Here is an 18,684-nt window from a genome sequence, read left to right as displayed (position 1 = left end):
CTTGACCCTGAAGCTACTATAGGGTTCATAATGTCTTTAATAAGAGGATAAATAACTATGCAATATCATATTGAAGGTATGGACTGTGCCAGTTGTGTTGGCAAAATTGAGCGGGCGCTCATACGTATGCCAGGCGTCTCTGGTGTTCAGTTAAACTTTGCGACCCAAAAGCTAGAGCTAATCTTGGCGTCTGATGCAGCGACTGATGTTAAAGATATCGAAAAAACCATTAAGTGTCTCGGGTTCGGTATATCAGCGTTAAATGGTCAACAAGAGAAGAGTAGCACTGATGAGAGTCAATCAGCGATAGAGAATCAGCGCTGGTGGCAAACCATAAAAGGCAAACAGGTTATTGGTACTGGGCTTTTGATGAGTGCCGCATATATGTTGTCTTTAATTTTCCCTGAATATGGTGCATGGGGTTTTATTGCTGCTGTGGCTATCGGTGTCCTACCATTTGCCCGTAAAGCTTTTGCACTGGCGTTAGTAGGTTCGCCTTTTTCAATTGAAATGCTCATGTCTGTTGCGGCTATCGGCGCCCTTATCATTGGAGAGGCAGAAGAAGCTGCTGCCGTGGTGTTCCTATTTTCGGTTGGTGAGCTTTTAGAGAGCATCGCAGCTGATCGTGCGCGCGCTGGCATCAGAGCGTTATCCTCGCTAGTGCCAAAGACGGCTATCTTGTTGGACGCACAAGGAAAACAACGTCAGGTAGCAGCGACCTCACTGCAAGTGAATGATCAGGTGCTCGTGCGTCCTGGTGATAGAGTTTCTGCTGATGGGGTGATTATTCAAGGGATATCTAGCCTTGATGAGTCACCTGTGACAGGAGAATCTATTCCTGTTGCCAAAACCACAGGCGCTGAGGTCTTTGCTGGATCTATCAATGTTGATGGGGTACTACAAATACGCGTAGAAAAAACAGCGGCAGATAATACGATTGCGCGTATTATTGAACTTGTGGAGCAGGCGCAAGCGTCCAAAGCACCGACTGCACGCTTTATTGAAACCTTTAGCCACTACTATACGCCTATCGTTATGGCGATTGCAGCGCTGGTCATTATTATCCCACCTCTACTGATGGGAGCAGAATGGGGAATATGGCTATATCGCGGTTTGGCGCTATTACTGATAGCTTGTCCTTGTGCCCTTGTGCTGTCAACACCTGCCGCTATTGCCTCAGGTTTGGCTGTCGGCACGCGCCATGGACTGCTTATCAAAGGCGGTAATGTCATGGAGTTGGTGGGTCAGGTCAGTACTGTCGCTTTTGATAAAACGGGTACTTTGACTGAAGGAAAACCACGGGTAACCGATGTTATTGGTTTTAAAACAGCGCATACCGCTGCTGAGGGTCACGATAAACTACTGTCACTGTTTGCGAGTATTGACTCCGTCTCTAGTCATCCGCTTGCTAGGGCTATTGTGGATCATGCCAAAGCCGCTAAGGTAGTAATACCGGATGCCTCTAATGCTTTTGCTACGGCAGGCAAAGCCGTTCATGCCACTGTCGCTGGACGCTCTTTGGCCATCGGCTCACCAGTCTACGTCGCTGAGAAAGTGATGTTGCCAGCTGAGCAGCAGATTCAAATTGAGATGCTACAAAATGATGGTAAAACGGTTTCTATTTTGTTTGATGAGCACACGAGGGAGGCGCTCGGATTGGTCGCTCTACGTGATGAGTTACGAGAAGATGCACAGCAAGCTATTGCCCAGCTTAATAAGATGAACGTGCGTTCTGTCATGCTCACAGGTGACAATAGCCGTACGGCAAAAGCACTTGCTAGTCAGTTAGATATAGAGTGGCAGGCCGAGCTGTTACCTGAAGACAAGCTACGTCTACTCAGTGAGATGCAAAGCAATAGTAAAATAGCGATGATTGGTGATGGTATCAATGATGCACCCGCTTTGGCAGCGGCAGATATTGGCATTGCGATGGGAAGTGGCACGGATGTGGCCATCGAAACGGCTGATATTGCCCTATTAAAAAGCCGCGTAATGGACGTTGCTAACCTTATTGCCTTATCCCGCGCCACCATGAGAAATATCCATCAAAATGTCATATTTGCACTTGGGTTAAAAGGCATATTTCTGATAACCACTGTGCTTGGCGTGACAGGACTTTGGATTGCTGTGCTAGCGGATACTGGTGCTACGGTACTGGTCACGCTGAATGCATTGCGTTTACTACGTTTTAAAGGAGTATCTTCCCGTTAATGACAGTTAAAAAATAAAACGGTTATGGCTACATCAGTGGCCGTTTTATTCTTTAACTCTTACCTATAAGCAGTCAATGTGCCTACCTTTAAAAAAATCATTAACCAAACCTATCACGCCTTATTCGTATTAAATCTGCGCCGATACTCACTTGGTGTCAAACCAACAATGCGCTTAAATATTTTACGAAATGCACTGGCATCACTATAACCAACTTTCCACGCTATTTGCTCAACAGGAGATGATGAGAACTGTAAAAAGTCTTTTGCTTCTCCGATGCGTAATCGCTGACAATATTCTGTGGATGTCATCCCCGTTGCCTTATGAAAACGACGCAGAAAAGTACGCTCTTCTAACTGTGCGCAATCGGCTAAGGTAGATAAATCGATATCTTGTGCATTGGTTCTTTGTAGCCAATGCTGCACTTTTAATATGGCTGTGTCTCCATGGGTGAGGTTGGGTGAGAAAGCACTGTAATAACATTGTTCACGCCTTGAGGGGTCAATTAATAACATACGAGCGGTTTCATTCATCACCTGAGAACCAAGAAAACGATCAACCATTCTTAATCCTAAATCTGTCCAGGCCATCGCACCACCAGCGGTCACAATATCACCGTCTTCGATAATAATGCGATCGACATCGAGCTCCACATCAGGGAAACGCTGCTTAAAATCCTCTACATAGCCCCAATGTGTGGTTGCCTTGCGCTTAGATAGTAGTCCTGTTTCACCCAGTAAAAAAGCACCGGCGCAGACCGATGACAGTATCACCCCTGTCGAATGCTGCTCTTTCAGCCATTCTAGCCAAGGTTCTGCCGCTTGCTTTGCAATCGGTGCTTCTAACGTGGGTGGAATGATGACGGCTGTTAATCTTCCTACGCTATCAAGATTGCTCGAAAAAGTGCGCTTAGGCTGCTGCTTAGCGCCGCTAATCTCCCAGTGACTTACTTGTAGAGGCAGATCGGTTGTATCTTGACGTTTGGCGGCGAGTTTACCGGCAACCGTCAGTAAATCAGTCAGGCCAAGAACAGCGGCCATTTGTGCTTTCTCATAGACGATCAAGCCAATTTCAATAGCATACTTTTGATTCATATGTCGTTATTAACCTCTTATGTGTCGATGTAGCCACTCGTTAGTGTAGCATAGTACTTGTAAAATATACGTCTATACAGTCACTTCCATAAACAAAAAGGAATTATCATGAACACACAAGCACTGATCGTTGTCGACATTCAAAATGAGTATTTTCCACAAGGTAAACTCGCACTCGTAGGTATTAACGAAGCCGCTGATAATGCCGCTTTGGTGATTGCGTCTGCGAGAGAAAAAGGTCATACCGTCATTCATATCCGTCATGAAATGCCTGCTGACGCCCCGATCTTTACGCCTGGTACCGATGGTGTAGAGATTAATGAAAAGGTAAAACCAATAGAGGGTGAGGCCGTCATCACTAAGCACTATCCCAATTCATTCCGTGAGACCAATCTGAAAGAGCTATTAGATAAAGAAGGTATCAAAGAAGTGACTGTGATTGGCGCCATGAGCCACATGTGTGTCGATGCCACCGTTCGTGCGGCAGTAGACTTTGGTTATACCACGACTACCGTCCATGATGCCTGTGCCACGCTTGATCTTGAGTTTAATGGTACGAAAGTACCTGCTGCTCAGGCTCATGCCACCATCATGGCAGCGATTGAGTTTCTATATGGCGAAGTGATTGATACCCAAACGTGGATTGCACGTTAATTCAGAGTTGTTAATCAAGCCACGATTTAGTCATTAAATAGACTCTTAAACCCTATTCCCATTAAGAAGAATTTCCTCAATAAGGTAACTATTATGAATATAGTAAAATCACTGACTGGCACCACAATGTTAAGTGGCGTCATGTTGTTAACGGCATGCACCACCTTTGCCAGTCCAGCAGCAAATTCTAACGCGGTAAAACAGACAGCGACCAATACCGTTGAATTTCAGCAAATCCGTAATGCCACGATCAAGCTTGATTATGACGGCACCACTTTTTTAGTGGATCCGATGCTAGCGGCTAAAAACGCTTATCCAGGGTTTGATGGCACAGTAAATAGCCAAATACGCTATCCAATGGTCGATCTGCCGATGTCTGTTGACGAAGTGCTTAAGGCTGATGCCATTATTTTGACCCACTTACATGATGATCATTGGGATGAAGCTGCACGTAACCTTGTGCCTCGTGACATGCCAATTTTCACCCAAGATGCAGCCGATGCGGCAATCGTACGTAAAGATGGTTTTACCGATGTCAGAATATTAACCGAACAAGGCGTTGTGTTTAAAGGCACTAAGATCAATAAAACCATCGGACAGCATGGTACTGATGAGATGTACAAAGTGGCGCCATTAGCTGAAGTGCTGGGCAAAACGATGGGGATTGTATTCCAGAAACCAAACTACAAGACCGTTTATGTCGCAGGGGATACCATTTGGAATAAGGAAGTAGAGAGTACACTTACTCACTACAAACCTGATGCCGTCATCCTGAATGCAGGCTATGCCAAGCTGACTACCTTTGTGGATGACTCTATCATCATGGGTAAAGACGATGTATACCGTGCCTATAAATTCTCTCCTAATGCGCAGATTGTTAGCGTGCACATGGATACGGTCAATCATGCCACTCTCACCAAGGCAGAGCTGCGCCGCTTTATCGAGGAAAAACATCTGGATAAACAACGAGCGCTTGTTCCTGATGATGGGCAGCTCTATAAATTCTAGTACTTGATAGCTGGATTTTTAAATCTTCTCTGTATGGCAATACCCAAAGTGTGTTGCCATGCATAATCAATACGGTAAAAATGAGATCATTTATGAATATGCCAAATCATTCAGGTAGCGCCCCTTTCGTTCTCTCAGTGCTCGACAATGCCTTTACCGGTGTTGGTCATACAGCAGAGAACACCATTCAAGAGATGATTGCGCTTGCAAAACTGGCGGATAAAAGAGGGTTTCAGCGGTTTTGGATGTCTGAACATCATGCCATGCCTGGTGCTTCGGTGCCTTCGCCGCAGATGATGGTGGCTCGGCTGACTGGGGAAACTGAGCGCATTAGACTTGGTGCAGGCGGCATCATGCTACCCAATCATGTGCCTTTGGTTGTTGCTGAACAATTTGGTATGCTCGATGCGATGGCGCCAGGACGTATCGATCTTGGTTTGGGAAGAGCGCCGGGTACCGATGGCGCAACGGCGTCAGCTTTGCGTCGGCATCAGGCGGCGAACGATGAATTTCCTCAGCAAGTTGCAGAATTGTTGGGCTTTTTAGAAAACAATTTTCCAAAAGACCATCCTTATAATGCGGTTCATTCGGTGCCAGGTCCATGGCAAGCCGAGCAAAACCGAGTACCCCCATCAAAGACTGCTGCGGATATCTGGATCTTGGGGTCCTCGACTTACTCAGCTCATTTGGCAGCACAGCTTGGCAAACCCTATGCCTTCGCTTTGCAGTTTGGCAATGCTGATGTCTTAAGTGCCATGCGCATTTACCGAGAGAATTTCCGTCCTTCAAAAATTCTAGCCAAGCCATATAGTTTGGTCAGTATTGGTGCAATTGCAGATGAAGATCCTATAGAGGCACGTCGCCAGTCAACATCCTCTGCTATGGCAATGTTAAGAATGTTCCAACGTAAGCCTTTTGCCCTACTGCCACCTGATGAAGTGGCGGCTTTTCAAGGCAATACGCAAGTGCATCAGATTATTGAGCAGTATACCGATCAAACCCTGCATGGCACTGCTGCCGAGGTCACAAAAAGTTTAGAGAGTCTTCAGGAGCAGACAGGAGTCGACGAGGTCATGTTGGTTGTCCAAGGTCATTCGCGCCGCGCCCAATCGCGCACTGTTGAGCTAATCGCAGATCATTATGGTATGCCAAATCACTAGATCCTGTTGGGAATAACGATATTAAAAAGTTAGCAAAGCGCTTAATGCTTAACTATTAGGCTTGATTGGGCTCGTAAGCTACCCATGATTCTTAGCTCAGATCAAGGTGCGATTGATCTGCTCATGCACATCTGCCAAATGCATTGCACCGATGTAATAACAGCAACATTCAAAAGACACCGATTCTCATCCAAATAGTAGCCCCTGTGTAGATAATGACTTTTGAGAAAGTAGCGCATACAAGTGAAGTTAGTAAGCAAGATAAGCCGTGATATAATGCCCCGATAATCGATATTTTATGAAAGGTTTACATTATGGCTCGTACAGCTAGCGCATTACACATTTTAGTAAAACACAAAGAGCAGGCTGAAGATATTATTGCCAAGCTTCAAAAAGGCGCTAAGTTCGATGTGCTGGCGAAACGACATTCAACCTGCCCATCAGGTAAAAAAGGCGGCAGCTTGGGTGAGTTTCAACAAGGCGACATGGTACCGCCATTTGATAAAATCTGCTTTAGCGGCAAACTCTTCACCCCACATTTAGTAAAAACCAAATTTGGCTGGCATGTGGTTAAAGTACTTTACAGGACATAAGCGTTAGAGGCGGAGCTTTAATGATAAGCCAACTGACATATGCCTTAAACATTATCCTGACTCATACAGGATATAACATCATGGCAATCACGATTTGAGCTGCCATGATTGACTCATTTATGACCCAAAACAACTTATGACCTAATGTCCATGCCACATCTAAATCTAAATTTGAGTTGAAGACACTTTAGTTCTCATAAGAGTGATGATGGTAGACAGTTATAAATAGGTGTTGATCATAATAAAGCGTTAAGAACAAAAGGCTGCTACTGCCCTCTCTCCTCTTTTGTATCAACAATAATAATTTTTAAGGCGTTAAAAAAGGACACCGCAGCGTCCTTTTTTATTCTAAATCAAGGCTCATATACAGCCTATTCTAATGATGCTCACCAGGAAGTATTCTGGCAAAGGCACGCTGAGCAAGGTTTGGCTTCTTATCGGTAGTCAGTCCAGCGCGAGTGCTTGGAAAAATACGATAACCCATCGACTGAATACCAACGTTGATTGCTGGTGCCAATGAATAAGTAGCTGACGCAAATTTACCCATGTTGCTGGCAATACTGTTTGGTTTATGGACAATCGCTTTAGCAACCATCATCGCTGCTTCATCAGGCATAAGCGCAGGCATGTAGCGGTACAACTTAGTAGGCTCAATCATCGGCGTGCGTACCAATGGCATAAAGATATTGGTGATCGTCACATTATCGCCCTTCACTTCAGCAGCTAAGCAGCGGCTAAAAGCATCCAATGCCGATTTTGAGGCGACATAAGCGGCAAAACGCGGACTGTTTGCCAATACGCCAATAGAGGAGATATTCACAATTTGACCAGTCTGGCGTTCAATCATCGTCGGCAAAAACCCAAGAACTATTTTAACCGCGCCAAAGTAATTGATATCCATAGTACGCTCAAAATCATGGAAACGATTAATAGACTCGTGAACCGAGCGCCGAATTGAACGACCAGCGTTATTGACTAAAACATCAACATGTCCGAAATCTGCCAAAATTTGCGTGCTAACTTTTTCGATATCATCCATATTGGTCAAATCACAAGGGTAATAACTGGCATTGCCACCAAGCTCCTCGATACTTTCTTTAACGGCTTTTAGTTTGTCTTCGGTGCGTGCTAATAAGATAACATGCGCACCGCATTCACTAAGTAAATACGCTGTACGCTCACCAATACCGCTTGATGCCCCTGTGATAATGATATGCTTATCTTTGACCGCTTTGTTGATTGCTTTTTTTGAGGGATTGGCCATAAAAAATCCTTTTTGTTGTTTCTATGCCTATGAATGTTCGATTACAGCATAGCAAAAAATTATGGCTTAAAGTGAACAAAACCGCCGTCTCAGCCAGATAATTTGACGATTATAAGGATTGATAAACGTATAATCGCAGTATTGCTTAGACTTACGCTTTTCACCGAATATCGATAAGGAGTATCTGTTTTGATTGCAACTCTAGCTCATTACATTGATTTAATTGCTAAGATAGTCGAGATCATAGGCGTACTTATCATGTTTTTTGGACTGTTTTTTGCTTTTTATCGAGGGATTCGCCTAACCAGTGGTTTTAATCACGAGACCTATATCGAAATCAGACAAACCGTCGGTAAATCTATTTTGTTAGGATTAGAAGTCCTCATCGCCGCTGATATTATGGCGACTGTCGTCACAGAACCGACGTTACGCAGCGTCCTAGTACTAGGTTTTATCGTACTCATTCGGACTTTTTTGAGCTTGTCACTACAAGTAGAATTAGAAGGCAAATTCCCTTGGCAAAAAGAAAATACAGTACTCAAAAAAGAACCACATACCGCTAAAGTGGACGAGCTTTAAAGATTTTTTATCATTTAACAGACGCTTAGCATGAACCCTCTGCTCACTTACTATTCGTGCGCCTGCAAAAAATCTTCAACCACGCGAAACTGTCCAGCGGTGCTTTCTTCGCCATACATTGCTTGGCGAAAAGCATTAGAATTAGGAATGCCTGTGGTATACCAAGCAATGTGCTTGCGAGCGATACGGCAGCCAGAGTACTCACCATAAAAGTCATATAGCTCTTGCAAATGCGCCAGTACAATCTCTTTTATCTGGCTGACGCTCGGTGCATCAAGACTCTCACCAGTGCGTAAGAAGTGCTCGATATCGCGGAATATCCACGGTTGTCCTTGGGCAGCACGCCCAATCATCACAGCATCACAGCCTGTCAGCTCATAAACACGCTGGGCTTTTTGCGCGCTATCGATATCACCATTGGCAATGACGGGAATGTTGATGCTTTCTTTAACTTCGCGTATCAGCTCATAACGCGCCTCACCTGTATACATATCCTCACGCGTGCGTCCGTGAATGGCAATCGCCGCAATACCTGCTTGCTCAGCACGCTTCGCCACACGCAAGATATTCTCACGACCATTCTCATAGCCCAATCGCGTTTTTAAGGTCACGGGGGCATTTACGCTATTTACCGCCGCATCTAGTAAACGGGCGACCAAATCTTCGTCTTGTAACAGTGCAGAACCTGCCAGCCTACGGCAGACTTTTTTGGCAGGACAGCCCATATTGATATCAATAATTTGCGCGCCATTATCAATCTGATAGCGTGCCGCTTCTGCCAATTTATCAGGCTCAGCCCCTGCAATTTGCGCTGAAATAGGTGCAATTTCATTGTCAAAATTGGCACGATACAAGGACTTTTTGCGCGCGTAAAGCGCCGTGTCAGCGATAATCATTTCACTCACTGCATGACCGGCACCAAATGATTTACACAATCGCCGAAAAGGATTGTCCGTCACGCCCGCCATAGGAGCAACCATGAGGCGGTTTTCAATCGTCAGGCCGCCGATATTCAATGGCTGCAATAAGGGATGATCAGATACGGGCAAAGACGACGGTAAATCAGGAGAATCAGTAGACATAAAAAACGGCTTGCCATTAATTAAAATAAGATAATAAAAACAAGCCGTTATTCTAAGGAATCGTACGCATATTGCAAGCTATTAACGTGAATAACTTGCATTAAGAAACACGACTCTTTCAACAGTGCACCCTTACTTATCAAACACACTGCCCTGCTCTAGTGTGATGTCCTCATCATGCTCCTGCATACGCCACGGCAAACTATCTGGCGACACATTTAAGAAGTGTAGGTATTTTTCGAACTGATCAATAATATCGTTAATCACCGACTCTGATTGATAGCCATATAAATCATAGGTTTGACCACCACGGCGCAAATACACCTCAGCACGATGATGGTGCTCTTGTGGTAATTCATTGGCCATATCTTCCGTATAATAGTCAGGAATTTCATGCTCTGACAAACGAACTTCATACCAGAACTCTACATTATCACCGCGTCTTAATTCCAATACAGCACGGTTATTGACCTCATCATAATTTACATCAGGCAACCAGCCTGTTTCGGCAAACTTCTCTGCCACCTCATGCATCGATGATAAAACCGTACCTTTGATATAACCCAGCACTTTATCTCGCGTTGGTTGATTGGTGATATAGTCAATACGATCACGCCATGCGTCAAGCTTAAGTAGATGCGGCGGCAGATGGTTGTCATTGGCTAGGCTTCGATTGCGATGTCCTTCAATACGTAGTGCACGCCACATACCAAATGTCGAAATTAATATAATGATTGCAAACGGTAAAGCACTAACGATAGCCGCTGTTTGTAGTGCACTTAGACCGCCTGCGATAAGTAGAACCGCCGCGACCGCCCCTTCGGTTACCACCCAAAACGAGCGCTGCCACCAAGGCGTATCACTGCGTCCACCCGCAGCGAGCGAGTCAATCACTAATGACCCTGAATCCGATGACGTCACAAAAAAGGTAATAATTAACAGTACTGTCAATGATGAGACAATCTGCGTGAATGGTAAATTCTCTAGCAATTTAAATAACGCAATTGCTTGGTTGTTTTGCACTTCGCTAATCAGCGCGTCGTAACCATCGACCATAATCATATGCAGTGCCGTATCGCCAAACACCGAAAACCAAAAGAAGGTAAATAGCGTTGGCACTAACATGACGCCCAATACAAACTCACGAATGGTGCGGCCGCGACTGATCTTGGCAATAAACAGACCCACAAAAGGCGCCCAAGCAATTGTCCATGCAAAAATAAATAGTGTCCAACTACCGATCCAATCACTCGATTGGTACGCTTGTAAGCTAAAAGTACGCTCAACGATATTGCCCAGATAGCTGCCCGTATTTTCCATGAAAGCATTGAGAATAAAAATCGACGGACCAACGATAAAGACAAATAACATGAGTGCCGTTGCTAATACCATGTTTAAGATAGACAAGCGCTTGACGCCTTTGTCCATACCTGCCAACACGGACACCAAGGCAGCTGCTGTTACTAAAGCAATGATAATAACCTGCACCGTTGTATTAACTGGCACCATCTCTGGTAGCAAATAATTTAGACCCGCGTTAATTTGCGCCACCGACAGACCCAAGCTGGTGGCGATACCGAACATCGTACCCACGATCGCAAACACATCAACAGTATGTCCGATAGGGCCATAGATTTTGTCACCGATTAATGGATATAGCGTTGAGCGTACCGACAATGGCAAGCCATGACGAAAAGAGAAATACGCCAGAGACAAACCTACTACGCCATAAATCGCCCAAATATGGAAACCCCAATGGAAATAGGCAATTTGCATGGCTTCTTTGGCAGCTTCAATCGTCTGCGGCGTGGAAAGTGGCGGACTGGCAAAATGCAATACGGGCTCTGCTACGCCATAAAACAATAGCGCGATACCGTAGCCTGCGGAAAAAAGCATGGCAAACCATTCCAGAAACTTATACTCAGCCTCCGCATGGTCAGGGCCCAATTTAATACTGCCATAAGGCGAAAATGCCAAGGCGATGATAAACATCAAAAATATGGCGACTGCCAACATATAAAACCAGCCGAAAGTGTCGGTGGTAAATGCCAAAACTTTGCTGAACAGCTCGCCAGCAGCGTCAGGGTTGATGGCTGTGCCAATCACCAATAACAGCATAATCGCTGCTGCCGGTACAAAAACTGGCAACAAAATAGTGGAGCGAGGTAATTTACTCATAGAAAGTGATATCCCCAAAAAGTAGCAATGAAAAATAATCTTCGATATCAAGATTAATAATCAGAAGGAGCAGTGCCTTTTTTATAAAAAGTGACTCACAAAGGCGAAAATGCCTCAGTTATTGTTAAACAAATACAATTTTTATCACACTATGCTCAAAAACCCCAGACAAGCGCCCAACTTGTAACATGACTTTAACGATTGTTACATGACTATTACCAAGTAATAAAAAAGGCCGCTTGTTAGCGACCTTTTTATTTTATTCTGGAACAATTTACGTTTTGCTTGTTAATTCGATAAACATCTCGTTTTTTTATTATTAAACAGTAATGGCAGCAGCAAGTTGCTTTGCCGTTTCAGCCAGTTCTGTGTGATCAGCTTGGGTCACTGCATGTCGACCGAGCTCATGAATACTCGATGGAATGAGATGCACGTGATAATGAAAAACGGTTTGACCCGCCTCGCTACCATTTAATTGCATCTGAATAATGCCTTCACGCGCAAATACTTGACGCTGTGCTTGCATGACTTTTTTAGCGGTCATTAACACCGCGGTGGCATACTCTGGTTCAAGATCCGCCAAATCAACGGCTTTTTGCTTAGGAATCACCAGCACATGCCCCTCTGCTTGTGGCATGATATCCATAAAGGCAAGGGTTTTATCATCTTCATAGACTTTGTGATATGGGATGTCACCGTTTAGCATTTTGGCAAAGATATTGTTATCGTCATACGCGGCTTGCTCATTGGCTTGGGTCATTATTTTTTCCTTTATTTGTTTGATTATTGGTTGCTCGACAGCTTTTAGAAGGGATGGGACAACCTGTAATATAGTGGACGAAATGTCGTTTAAGCACAAGTTGCGATACGATAGCACTCGTTATTAAAAATTAGCAATACATAAGCTAATCACGATAGCTCACCAATTTGGTTGGCGAGTCAGGCGCTTTAAATGTTATATTAACCCTCTACTTTAACAACACTACGTTTATGGATTCGTCTACTTTGCCGACTCAATCAAATATGAGTAACATTTATACAGAACCTGCTCAAGCAGCGCAAACGTCTGTCACAGCTGGCTCTGTATTCAATAATGAAAAAAAAACAAGCAGCACTGAGACTGAAAATGAGACTCAAGCCCCCACTCAAAGCATTGAACCTAACACGCTCATTCTGGCCGAAGCACTGAGCGACAAGACGATTGGTTGGAAAATACACAATTGCAAAATCACTAAAAAGACGGTCACACAGGATTTACCACTACCGTTTTTATATCATTACGACAGTTTAAATGATGCGATTAAGCAAGCGAATCCGCTCACACCTGCCCTCCTGTCACAGTTCAATACGCCCATGAGCGCTCATGAAGCAGCCAAGCTGATTGGTATTAACGAAGCACTAATCATCAGCCCTTGGCATGTCAAAATCATCGGGTCATTGGTGGTGTTTAGCGAAGCGCTGCAGTTAGCCGTACGCTTGCATTGGACCAATACGGGCAAAGACACCCAACAACTTTATACCCAGAATGAAGCAGATGCTATTACAGCCGCTTTTAAAGATTGGCAGTTTTTTGGTCGTATCGATGTACTCTACAAAAATAATAAGCAAACCTTAATCAGTATAGATGAACAAGCTGAAGGTAATGAGCAACTACTTCGTATTGAAGCAAACGCTGATTATCAATGCTTGCCAGCGACTCATGCGTTAGTGGTTATCGCTAAATTGGAAGCGGACAAAATAGAGCTACCTTGGTTTGAGGCGGCGATAGTAGAGCGCGTCGAATAATACCTTTTCTTCCAAATACTTACGATGTTATGACTACTATTGACTTGGCATTATCAATGCATAGTTTTCAGTGACTCATATCTAATGGTATGGTAACGACTTAGTATTATTCACTAGTCCTTGCATTTTATAAAAAGCACACTATCAATATTAAAATTGAGGGTGCACATTTTCACAAACCTCGCCTATTTGTAAGGAACATCACATGGATTATCGCTCAAAAACCTCTACTGGCGGCCGTAATATGGCAGGCGCGCGCGCATTATGGCGTGCGACTGGCATGACTGATGGCGACTTTGGTAAACCAATCATTGCGATTGCCAACTCGTTTACCCAGTTCGTACCCGGCCATGTGCATCTAAAAGACTTGGGGCAACTAGTCGCACGTGAGATTGAACAAGCAGGCGGCGTGGCTAAAGAATTCAACACCATTGCAGTCGATGATGGTATTGCCATGGGTCATAGCGGTATGTTGTACTCACTGCCAAGTCGCGATTTGATTGCCGACTCGGTCGAGTATATGGTCAATGCCCATTGCGCAGATGCCTTAGTTTGTATCTCCAACTGCGATAAAATAACGCCGGGTATGTTGATGGCTGCTATGCGCCTCAATATTCCAGTAGTGTTTATTTCAGGTGGCCCAATGGAAGCGGGCAAGATTTTAGCCAGCACAGTTGGTAAGAGCCATAATACTGATGGCAGTGACAGTAGTGCGATTCGTAAGCTTGACCTCGTCGATGCGATGATGGATGCCGCTGATGACAGCATTAGTGATGAAGATGTAGCCGCTATCGAAGCCTCAGCCTGCCCAACTTGTGGTTCGTGCTCTGGTATGTTTACTGCTAACTCAATGAACTGCTTAACCGAAGCGTTGGGCTTGGCATTACCGGGTAATGGCTCACTATTGGCAACTCATTCATTGCGTCGTGAGCTATTTTTAGAAGCAGGACGCACCATTGTCTCACTTGCCAAACGTCGCTATGAGCAAGATGATGATTCAGTATTGCCACGCTCCATCGCTAGCAAAGCCGCTTTCGAAAACGCAATGACCTTAGATATCGCGATGGGTGGCTCAACCAATACTATTTTGCATCTGTTAGCGGCTGCTAACGAAGCAGAAGTCGATTTCAAAATGTCAGATATCGATCGTCTAAGTCGCGGTGTACCTTGCCTTGCAAAAGTCGCCCCTGCCTCGCAGAAATACCATATGGAAGATGTGCATCGTGCTGGCGGTGTCTTTGCCTTATTGGCCGAGCTTGATCGTGCTGGATTACTGAAGACTGACGTACCGACCATCCATAGTCCAACGATGAAAGCCGCGATTGATAAGTGGGATATCATGAATCCTGATAATCAAGAGGCACGCGCACGCTTCCTTGCAGCACCGGGTGGCATACGTACCACTGAGGCATTTTCACAATCAAAAGAATGGTCAAACCTTGACGTCAACCGTGAGTCAGGTTGCATCCGTAGTGCCCAACATGCCTATTCTACAGATGGTGGTTTGGCCGTATTGTATGGCAATATCGCTGAGCGTGGCTGTGTAGTCAAAACCGCAGGTGTGGATGACAGCATCCTAGTATTCACTGGTCGCGCGCGCCTATTTGAATCGCAAGATGATGCTGTTGCTGCGGTATTGGCTGATGAGATCGTGGCAGGTGATGTGGTCATTATCCGCTATGAAGGCCCTAAAGGTGGCCCTGGCATGCAAGAGATGCTTTATCCAACGACTTACCTTAAGTCTAAAGGCTTGGGTAAAGAATGCGCCCTACTAACTGACGGTCGTTTCTCTGGTGGAACATCAGGTTTATCCATTGGTCATGCAAGCCCAGAAGCAGCGGAAGGTGGCGCAATTGGCTTGGTTGAAGAAGGCGATACCATCCATATCGACATTCCTAATCGTACGATTAACATGCAAGTCAGTGATGCCGATTTGGCCACTCGCCGCGAGGCGATGGAAGCTCGTGGCCGCGATGCGTGGAAGCCTGTAAGCCGTGACCGTCATGTGACCCCTGCGCTACGTGCCTATGCTGCTATGACTACCAGTGCCGATACTGGTGCGGTACGTGACGTGAGTCAAGTTGAGCGTTAAGCCTTCAATTATTAATCGTTAAAGTATATTGGTAAAAATCTATTAAGCCTGCGCTATGCAGGCTTTTTTTTCACCAAAAAACAACGCATATGTCGTTTTGATAACGATTTTTTGCGGTAATCATTATTTTTTAGCGTCATTATAATGGACTAGTAAATATGACCTCACTTTAACTTTTTAAGATAAACATAACAGCGTGCACCTACCTTATGATTGAAAACTACAATTTATTTTTATTGGTCTGCGGTATCGCTTTTTTACTGGGGGCGTTATTCCCCATTATATTTAAGCGCACGCCTATCTCTTTGCCTATGTTGCAGGTCAGCTTTGGGCTGCTGATGGGGTACTGGTGGACGACCTTATCATTTTTAGACCCTATGAATAACGGCTTAATTATCGAAAAATTAACCGAAATTGTGGTGCTCATATCCTTGGTTGGTGCTGGTATCAAAATTGATACGAAGCTGTCTTGGCAATTGTGGCGACCGACCGTGCGTCTGTTGCTTATTACCATGCCGATTGGCATCTTTGCGATGGCGGTGCTAGGCTACTATGCATTTGGTCTCAGTCTGGGAGCCGCTATATTGCTGGGCGCAGTATTGGCTCCAACCGATCCTGTATTGGCTTCTAGTATTCAAGTAGGGCCACCCAATACAGGTCGCGAAGACACACCTCGCTTTACATTAACGTCAGAAGCAGGATTGAATGACGGACTGGCTTTCCCATTTGTTTATTTGGCCATAAAAATAGCGGAAGCCTTTAGCCAAGGCAATTCCTTTACCCTCGAGATGCTCTGGTCATGGTTCACTCATGATGTCTTATGGAAAATTGGTGCTGGGCTGGTGGTGGGGATTGTCGTTGGTAAAATTATGGCCAAGCTGGTATTTTCAAAATACAGCCAAAACACCACTATTTCTCAAGGCTATGTGGTCATTGCACTAACGTTAGTGGCTTATGGACTTGCCGAATTTGTACATAGTTATGGCTTTATCGCCGTGTTTATCGCGGCATTTGCCTTTCGCCGCTCAGAGCATGAGCATAGCTATCACCACAAGCTCCATGATTTTGCAGAACAATCAGAAGGCTTACTCATGTCTCTAGTGCTGGTCACTTTCGGCATGTTTCTTGGTCAAGGATTACAGTCGGGCGTTGAGCTGACATGGCGTGTTTACATCGTCAGCTTCACTTTCCTCTTGTTGATACGTCCCATTGGCGGGTTTATTGCTTTATCAGGACTAAACATGGCACACACTGAAAAGTATGCCATCTCTGCTTTGGGCATCCGTGGTATTGGTACGCTATATTATTTATCTTATGCGCTCAACCAAGGTTTTTTCGGTGATGAAGATGCGCTTAAACTGTGGGTCGTCTGTTCAATTGTCATTTTGGCGTCAATCTTTATTCATGGTCTTAGCGCCACAAGGTTGCTTAAAATGACGCCGAATAAATCACATTAACCTGATCGATAGAGCTATTTAGCGCTTTGAAAGCTCTGAATCGACTAAGTTAAGTACCGCTTCCGTTAGTGCAAACTGACGGACATCATTCAGCATCGTGGTGTCAAAATTATGGATAAAGGCAAATGACAATTGACGCTCTGGGTCACACCAAGCAACCGAACCGTTATAGCCCATATGCCCAAACCCTTGCTTGTTTGCATCAACTTTTTCACTGTCTGTATGCTGACAAAGACTAAATAACCGATGATAACCCAAGCGCCACTCCATGTTTGCTGGCATGACAGCATCTAGCCCTGTGACTTGCGGTTTGGATAGTTGCTCAAAAGTGGCGCTATTAATAAACGTGTGTCCTTGCCATGTTCCGCCAGTGGCTAACATGGCATAGATGGTGGCCAATGCCTGAGCTGAAGCGACACCATTTGCTGCTGGAATAACGGCCTGTAGTGTCTCACGACTGTGATAATCGATCGCTTGTTTGCCAGCAGGTATGAGTGCCGCCTTATAGTTTTTTAGATTAAGCTGACTGGTATTGAAGTACAAACGATTAATATGAGCCGTGTCTAATATCGGTAAAGTATTTTGCTCATCATCTGACCTTAGGTCTGCCGCTTTGCCATCCATTAAAGCTTGCTGCTGCCAGCAAGCATAACTAGGCAGACTAGCATAAGTACGTAAAGTACTTTGTGAGTCGGATTTGAGCGTTGGTTTATGACGTTTATTACGCAGTTGTGAGCCAGCCTCATTTGATGCTTCGAAGTCTTTGGCGAGTCTTGCTACTTGGTTGACTTTATTCTCTGGTACACCAAAATAGCAACTATCAGCAATACCTAAAGGCTCAGTGAGATAATGGCGCAATGCCTCAGCTAAAGACATTTCAGTAACGGCTTCTATCAGACCGCCCAACACCCAACCATAGACCAGAGCACTATAAGCGCTTTCATATAGCTCGCCATAGTCTGGTTCTGTGATTGGCATCGCGGCAACTTTATTGAGCATTTGATCCCAATCAAGCAAAGCTTCGCTATCCACATCGATACTCTGAATTGAGAATAAGTTGGCTTGATGCGACATCACGCTACGTAGCGTAATATTCCCTTTATTCTGTGCAGAAAATGCACGCCAATAATGGGCAGTAGGCTGGTCATAATCAAGCATCTGCTGCGAAACCAATATATGTACAAGCGTCGCCAATATACCTTTACCCGTCGAAAAGTTAATCGCCAAAGTATCAGGCTGCCATGGCATCTCTGGACGTGCCATCCCCACACTCGCCTGTGCAATACATTCTCCTGCCTGATAGACAACCACGGCACCCCCTGCTGGTGCATCATCTAGCTGTAAGTCAGTGAGTATTTGCTGCAAACGTTGTTGCAACGTTATATTTATCTGTTGATCAAAAATCTGCGTGGTTTTATTATTATTATCGATCATGGCTACCCTGCTCCATTTCTATAAAATAGCTAAACGGTAAAAAACTATTTAGCCCTTAATATTAAGTGTTCATATGATAAAAAATACATTATT

At 44.7% G+C, this 18,684-nt stretch carries 15 protein-coding genes; 9 read left to right on the top strand and 6 right to left on the bottom strand.

The features are described from left to right. Window positions 1–57: 57 nt before the first annotated feature. Entirely contained in the window at window positions 58–2,211 is a 2,154-nt protein-coding gene (locus ACP7AE_RS05955) for a heavy metal translocating P-type ATPase (protein ID WP_426241935.1), read from the top strand. Between the two features lie 113 nt (window positions 2,212–2,324). On the opposite strand, the gene ACP7AE_RS05950 is transcribed toward ACP7AE_RS05955, so the two are convergent. After that, entirely contained in the window at window positions 2,325–3,305 is a 981-nt protein-coding gene (locus tag ACP7AE_RS05950) for a GlxA family transcriptional regulator (protein ID WP_426241933.1), read from the bottom strand. A 108-nt stretch (window positions 3,306–3,413) separates the two neighbouring features. Between ACP7AE_RS05950 and ACP7AE_RS05945 the strand changes: the two genes are divergently transcribed. The 4 genes from ACP7AE_RS05945 (at window position 3,414) to ACP7AE_RS05930 (ending at window position 6,720) form a co-directional block, all read left to right on the top strand. After that, entirely contained in the window at window positions 3,414–3,959 is a 546-nt protein-coding gene (locus ACP7AE_RS05945) for a cysteine hydrolase family protein (RefSeq protein ID WP_426241931.1), read from the top strand. 93 nt (window positions 3,960–4,052) lie between these two features. Next, window positions 4,053–4,967 (top strand): MBL fold metallo-hydrolase, encoded by a 915-nt coding sequence (locus ACP7AE_RS05940; RefSeq protein ID WP_426241929.1) that lies wholly within the window; start codon window positions 4,053–4,055, stop codon window positions 4,965–4,967. 92 nt (window positions 4,968–5,059) lie between these two features. After that, window positions 5,060–6,127 (top strand): LLM class flavin-dependent oxidoreductase, encoded by a 1,068-nt coding sequence (locus tag ACP7AE_RS05935; protein WP_426241927.1) that lies wholly within the window; start codon window positions 5,060–5,062, stop codon window positions 6,125–6,127. A gap of 314 nt (window positions 6,128–6,441) precedes the next feature. Further along, window positions 6,442–6,720, top strand: a complete 279-nt coding sequence (locus ACP7AE_RS05930; protein WP_045446094.1) for a peptidylprolyl isomerase — start codon at window positions 6,442–6,444, stop codon at window positions 6,718–6,720. Between the two features lie 376 nt (window positions 6,721–7,096). Here ACP7AE_RS05930 and ACP7AE_RS05925 read toward each other — a convergent pair whose 3' ends face one another. Beyond that, a complete protein-coding gene (locus ACP7AE_RS05925; protein WP_426241925.1) occupies window positions 7,097–7,984 on the bottom strand; it encodes an SDR family NAD(P)-dependent oxidoreductase in 888 nt (295 codons plus the stop codon). Between the two features lie 189 nt (window positions 7,985–8,173). Between ACP7AE_RS05925 and ACP7AE_RS05920 the strand changes: the two genes are divergently transcribed. Next, window positions 8,174–8,563: a DUF1622 domain-containing protein gene (locus tag ACP7AE_RS05920; protein ID WP_201501432.1), complete on the top strand. Its 390-nt coding sequence runs from the start codon at window positions 8,174–8,176 to the stop codon at window positions 8,561–8,563. Window positions 8,564–8,613: 50 nt separating this feature from the next. Here the strand turns inward: ACP7AE_RS05920 and dusB are convergent, their stop codons facing one another. The 3 genes from dusB to ACP7AE_RS05905 form a co-directional block, all read right to left on the bottom strand. Further along, a complete protein-coding gene (gene dusB, locus ACP7AE_RS05915) occupies window positions 8,614–9,645 on the bottom strand; it encodes a tRNA dihydrouridine synthase DusB (protein ID WP_426241923.1) in 1,032 nt (343 codons plus the stop codon). A gap of 132 nt (window positions 9,646–9,777) precedes the next feature. After that, window positions 9,778–11,823 (bottom strand): BCCT family transporter, encoded by a 2,046-nt coding sequence (locus tag ACP7AE_RS05910; RefSeq protein ID WP_426241921.1) that lies wholly within the window; start codon window positions 11,821–11,823, stop codon window positions 9,778–9,780. A gap of 319 nt (window positions 11,824–12,142) precedes the next feature. After that, the gene (locus ACP7AE_RS05905; protein ID WP_426241919.1) at window positions 12,143–12,583 is read right to left on the bottom strand and encodes an HIT family protein; all 441 of its coding nucleotides are present in this window, start codon (window positions 12,581–12,583) and stop codon (window positions 12,143–12,145) included. 263 nt (window positions 12,584–12,846) lie between these two features. On the opposite strand from ACP7AE_RS05905, the gene ACP7AE_RS05900 reads away from it, so the two are divergent. The 3 genes from ACP7AE_RS05900 to ACP7AE_RS05890 all read left to right on the top strand — a co-directional run bounded on the left by ACP7AE_RS05900 (window position 12,847) and on the right by ACP7AE_RS05890 (window position 17,157). Next, window positions 12,847–13,608 (top strand): hypothetical protein, encoded by a 762-nt coding sequence (locus ACP7AE_RS05900; protein WP_426241917.1) that lies wholly within the window; start codon window positions 12,847–12,849, stop codon window positions 13,606–13,608. 205 nt (window positions 13,609–13,813) lie between these two features. Further along, entirely contained in the window at window positions 13,814–15,700 is a 1,887-nt protein-coding gene (gene ilvD, locus ACP7AE_RS05895) for a dihydroxy-acid dehydratase (RefSeq protein WP_045446079.1), read from the top strand. A gap of 209 nt (window positions 15,701–15,909) precedes the next feature. Further along, window positions 15,910–17,157, top strand: a complete 1,248-nt coding sequence (locus tag ACP7AE_RS05890; RefSeq protein WP_426241915.1) for a cation:proton antiporter — start codon at window positions 15,910–15,912, stop codon at window positions 17,155–17,157. An 18-nt stretch (window positions 17,158–17,175) separates the two neighbouring features. Here ACP7AE_RS05890 and ACP7AE_RS05885 read toward each other — a convergent pair whose 3' ends face one another. Next, window positions 17,176–18,591 carry a serine hydrolase domain-containing protein gene (locus ACP7AE_RS05885; RefSeq protein WP_426241913.1) on the bottom strand — a complete coding sequence of 472 codons (1,416 nt, stop codon included), beginning with the start codon at window positions 18,589–18,591 and terminating at the stop codon, window positions 17,176–17,178. Between the last annotated feature and the right edge of the window lie 93 nt (window positions 18,592–18,684).

The organism is Psychrobacter sp. TWP2-1-2, from assembly GCF_049896785.1.
GTDB lineage: Bacteria > Pseudomonadota > Gammaproteobacteria > Pseudomonadales > Moraxellaceae > Psychrobacter.
This window is presented reverse-complemented; position numbering and strand designations above follow the sequence as displayed.